The organism is Rothia sp. HMSC068E02 (assembly GCF_001813565.1).
Lineage (GTDB): Bacteria > Actinomycetota > Actinomycetes > Actinomycetales > Micrococcaceae > Rothia.
On sequence record NZ_KV812891.1, the window covers coordinates 1 to 4111 of the forward strand.

Consider the following 4111-nt stretch of genomic DNA (forward strand, 5'->3'; position numbering starts at 1 on the left):
ATTTAATGCGTCCAAGTTTCGGGGCGCAGTTCAAGTGCGCTCGCGGGGCTTCTGCGTATATGAAGGAAAACTATAGTTCTTTGAGTGATTTTTACCTGAAGGTTTTTTCAGGTGCTTAAAAGCACAAAAGAGGAAAAATCTGCCGGGTGAATGGTGGGAATGTGTGGTTCTTAAATTCTAGATGTGGCTTTTGAATCTTTATTTCGAGAAAAACATCGCCTGAAGGTTGTTTATGGGAGGAGCGTCAGAGGGATTTAGGGGAGAAATGTGTGTGAATAAAAGTTCAAGTACTGGTTGAACACTGCATGTCAAAGTGGGTTTATGGAAGATTGTGTGCGTTTTTCGCTTGAAATTTTAATACGGGGGGGGGGGTATGCTTTCTCCAAGTGTTGGGTTTCCCTGTGCTTTTGAAGCTGACCTTTGTGTTTTTGATCTTCTGGGCGTGCAGGGGCTGACGCTTGTATAGAAACATCATGCATTCACTCTCTTCAGCGCGCTATGTTCACTTTTTGTGTATGCGTTCTGCCCTGCGTGGATTTATCTGCCGCGTTCTTGGTGGGAGTGAATGCCCAAGATATCACTCTCGAAGGACATACATGTCTACTAACATTTCTCGCCGCAAGGTTGTTGCTGGCGCAGCATGGGCTGCTCCGGTTGTTGCAGCATCTGCTGCGGTTCCCGCTTTCGCATCTTCTACTGAGTGCGCGTACGCATCTGCTCCCAAGTTCAATATCTCTGGCCAGCCTTCCGGTGCTAAGAACACCCAGAAGTTCACTGTTCCCGCTAAGGTTGACAAGATTCGCTTCGAGGTTGCCGGTGGTGCAGGTGGCGGTTCCTCGTCTATTGCTGGTGGTTCCGGCGCTCTCGTTGTGGGTGAAATCCCCGTCAAGGAAGGCCAGGTTATCGAGCTGGTTGCAGCTGCCGGTGGTGTAGCTTACCTGGAGCGCGTGGATGGTGCGGAGAACGCTCCTGATACTCCGGAAGAGAAGCGTTACAAGATTTGGGGCACCCGTCCGGCAACCGGCGGCCAGGGCTATGGTAATGGTGGTGACGTGAATGTTTACACCGTCCCCTCGGATGCACAGTCTCGCGTCGATGCTAAGTGGCCTGGTGGCTCCGACATGAAGCGTTACATTCACGGCGGTTCCGGTGGTGGCTCCTCCGCTCTGGTGATTGACGGTACCGTTGTGGCTCTTGCAGGTGGCGGTGGCGGTGCGGGTATCCGTACCCAGCCGGCTACTAACAATGTTCTGAATGAAACCCGTGAGAAGAAGGATTCTACGGGTAAGGTTATTGGTACTGAGCCCAACCCCTACTTCAACTCTAAGGCGAAGGACACCAGCACCACCGCTCTGAGCGACACCTCGAACACCACTGTTCTGCCTGCAGGTGCAAGCGCATCCGCAGCAACCGGTGACGATGCAGAGACCTCTGTCTCCTGGTATACCCACCTGAAGGATGCATCCGGTAAGCGTACCCCCACCTCCGCAATGGAAGTTGCTGGCGGTAAGGGTGGTGGCAACGGCACCGGTGGTACCGGTGGTGAGAAGCCTCGCCTCTACGCACTGGCTAACGTTTTCGGTGTGATGGGCTTCGTGTCCACCAACAACCAGGAAATCTTCAGCTCCTCTACCGCAGGTGATACCGGTGGTAACGGCTTCGACGGTAAGGGTGCAGACGGTGTCTCCGCATACTCCTACCAGCTGGATAACCACCCCGATCTGCCGAAGGAGTCTATCCCCGTTACTAACCAGAAGGCTATCGATGCAGGCGTGGTTAAGGGCGATGAGAAGGGCGGCCTTGAGGTTGATTCTGCAAAGAAGAGCTTCAATGGCTACCAGGGCGTTGTCTCCGCAGGTGGTGGCGCTGGCTACGGTGGCGGTGGCTCCGGTGCTGTTCGTGCACTCTCTTCGATTCTGACCGGCGAGAAGTGGAATGGTAACACCGCTGCTAAGGGTGGTGTCCGCCAGAATGTTGGTGCACTGCTCCAGGCTGGTGCAGGTGGCGCAGGTGGCTCCTACGTTGCTCCCTCTGTTGCTGGAGGCTCTATCTCCTCCGCTAACAACGCTGCGAAGGAATCCGGCGTTCGTAACCCCGGTTACGTGAAGGTCACCCTCTGCGAGCGCTCCTAATAGCGTGCTTATTCGAGTCGCCCTCTTGGGCTACTCGGTGGGTTAGATACTAGCCCTTCCGGTTCTCCCACTCCTGAAATCTCATCAGGGGCGGGAGAATCGGCCCCTAAGTTTTAGTCCCGCCAGAGGCGCATCTGTGCGTATCTGGCATGAGGACTGTGTACTTCTCTGGCGAGTGGTCTCTTGGTGTATTTTGGCCACTCACGGAGAACGCCATTGAGTGATGTCTCGTTGAGTCTCAACGATGAAACCAATGGCTTTGAGGAAAAGGTTGGTAGTAATGCGCCAACCTGAAGGCCCGCAGGCACTTTGATGCCTGCGGGCCTTCGCTATGTCTGAGAACTGCCGGGTTGAGCGAGGTCATGGCGTGGCGAGTTGAGAATGTTTTTCAGGGTCTATACTCTAGAAAATGAATATTGCACTCAGTGCATAAAGGTGTAAATTATTCACTCATCTCAATCCACACCCTCAACCCTCATGAAAGAAAACCCCATGCCTCACAACGCACACCCCACCCGCCGCACCATCCTCACCGGCGCAGCATGGGCACTGCCCATCATCGCATCCTCCGCAGCCGTACCCGCCTACGCCGCCAACGGTGCACAAACCGGCACCTCCCACACCATCAAGGGACAGGCAAACGGCCGCAAGACCGTCAAAACCTTCACCGTCCCGGCGGGCGTACGCGAACTCAGCTTCACCCTCACCGGCGGCGCTGGCGGCACCGTCATGGCACGCAGCCAGGGCGGATGCGGCGCCAAGGTCACCGGCACCGTCAGTGTCACCCCCGGCGCAACCGTAGAAATCGTCGCGGCAGCCGGCGGTATCGGCGTGCTTGAGCGCGTCACCCGCAACGGCGCAAGCTGGAACGAATCCAAGCCCGCAACCGGCGGTGAAGGCTACGGCAAGGGTGGCTCCTCCGCCGCTCAGGTCACCGTTCCCGCAGGTCCGAAGGCTATTATCGACACGGCAAATCCCCGCACCTACGGCAACCCCACTGCAGGCGACGGCGCACCCCACACTCACTTCAAGCGCAGCATTTACGCCGCATCCGGTGGCGGCTCCTCTGCACTGCTGGTCAACGGCACCGTGGTTGCTATCGCAGCAGGTGGCGGCGGCGGACATGTGCGTAACTCCAGCTCCACCGCACCGCTGCCCGGCTCCAGCTACGCCATTAGCCCGGTCTGCGGCCTGGAATGGGTACGCGGCGGCTCCGGCGGCAATGCAGAAGCCTCCATGGGCTATGAAGGTGCCGCCGCAAGCGACGCCTACAGCGTCGAGGCGAACCTGCAGATCATCGCAACCCCCGGCACGGGTGGCTCCGGCGGTCGAGGCGGCATGGGTGCTATCGCAGACCCCCTGCCCACCGGTGACCACGGTCTGGTCGGCTTCGGCTCCCAGAACAAGCAGGTCATCCACAGCACCAGTACCGCGGGCGCAACCGGCGGTAGCGGCTTCAATGCGAACGGTGCGGACGGCGTGGGCGCGTACGCCTACCAGTATGACAAGAACGACCCGAAGAACCTGACCGGTACCGCAACCGCACGAACCACCAGCATCACCATCAGCAAGAACTTCTTCGGCTACCAGACCGTAGTGTCTGCTGGTGGCGGTGCAGGCTACGGTGGTGGCGGCTCCGGCGTGGCGAACGCGGTTTCGGCAATCATCATCTCGCAGCAGTGGTGCAACAACCCGAAAAACCCGCGCCGCGCGGTCGGCTACGTTCAGCAGGGCGGCGCCGGTGGTGCAGGCGGATCCTACCTGGCGCCGAGCGTGCGTAACGGCGCGATCGTCGGCACTAAGGAGGTGCCGGCCGGCCCGAACGTGCGCGTGAACGGCATGGCGGAGGTCCGCTTTAAGTAAGCGGCTCAATCTGCTACATAACCGCAGAGGTTTCATGACCTCGGCTGGTTGCAGACACGCTAGGTTATGGGCATGCTAGAGGCGGGGAGCCTGGGATGTACTATCCCAGGCTCCCC

Annotated in this window: 2 protein-coding genes; both read left to right on the plus strand. The window is 58.2% G+C overall.

Going from position 1 to position 4111, the window contains the following annotated elements; all coding sequences use genetic code 11:
* The first annotated feature begins 596 nt into the window (after positions 1-596).
* The gene (locus HMPREF2919_RS07070; RefSeq protein ID WP_049340639.1) at positions 597-2132 is read left to right on the plus strand and encodes a hypothetical protein; all 1536 of its coding nucleotides are present in this window, start codon (positions 597-599) and stop codon (positions 2130-2132) included.
* A 492-nt stretch (positions 2133-2624) separates the two neighbouring features.
* Positions 2625-3995 carry a hypothetical protein gene (locus tag HMPREF2919_RS07075; RefSeq protein ID WP_070666976.1) on the plus strand — a complete coding sequence of 457 codons (1371 nt, stop codon included), beginning with the start codon at positions 2625-2627 and terminating at the stop codon, positions 3993-3995.
* Positions 3996-4111 lie beyond the last annotated feature (116 nt).

Excerpts from the sequence above, each read along its gene's own strand:
- HMPREF2919_RS07075 (WP_070666976.1), top strand. The coding sequence starts at position 2,625 with ATGCCTCACAACGCACACCCCACCCGCCGCACCATCCTCACCGGCGCA.
- HMPREF2919_RS07070 (WP_049340639.1), top strand. The coding sequence starts at position 597 with ATGTCTACTAACATTTCTCGCCGCAAGGTTGTTGCTGGCGCAGCATGG.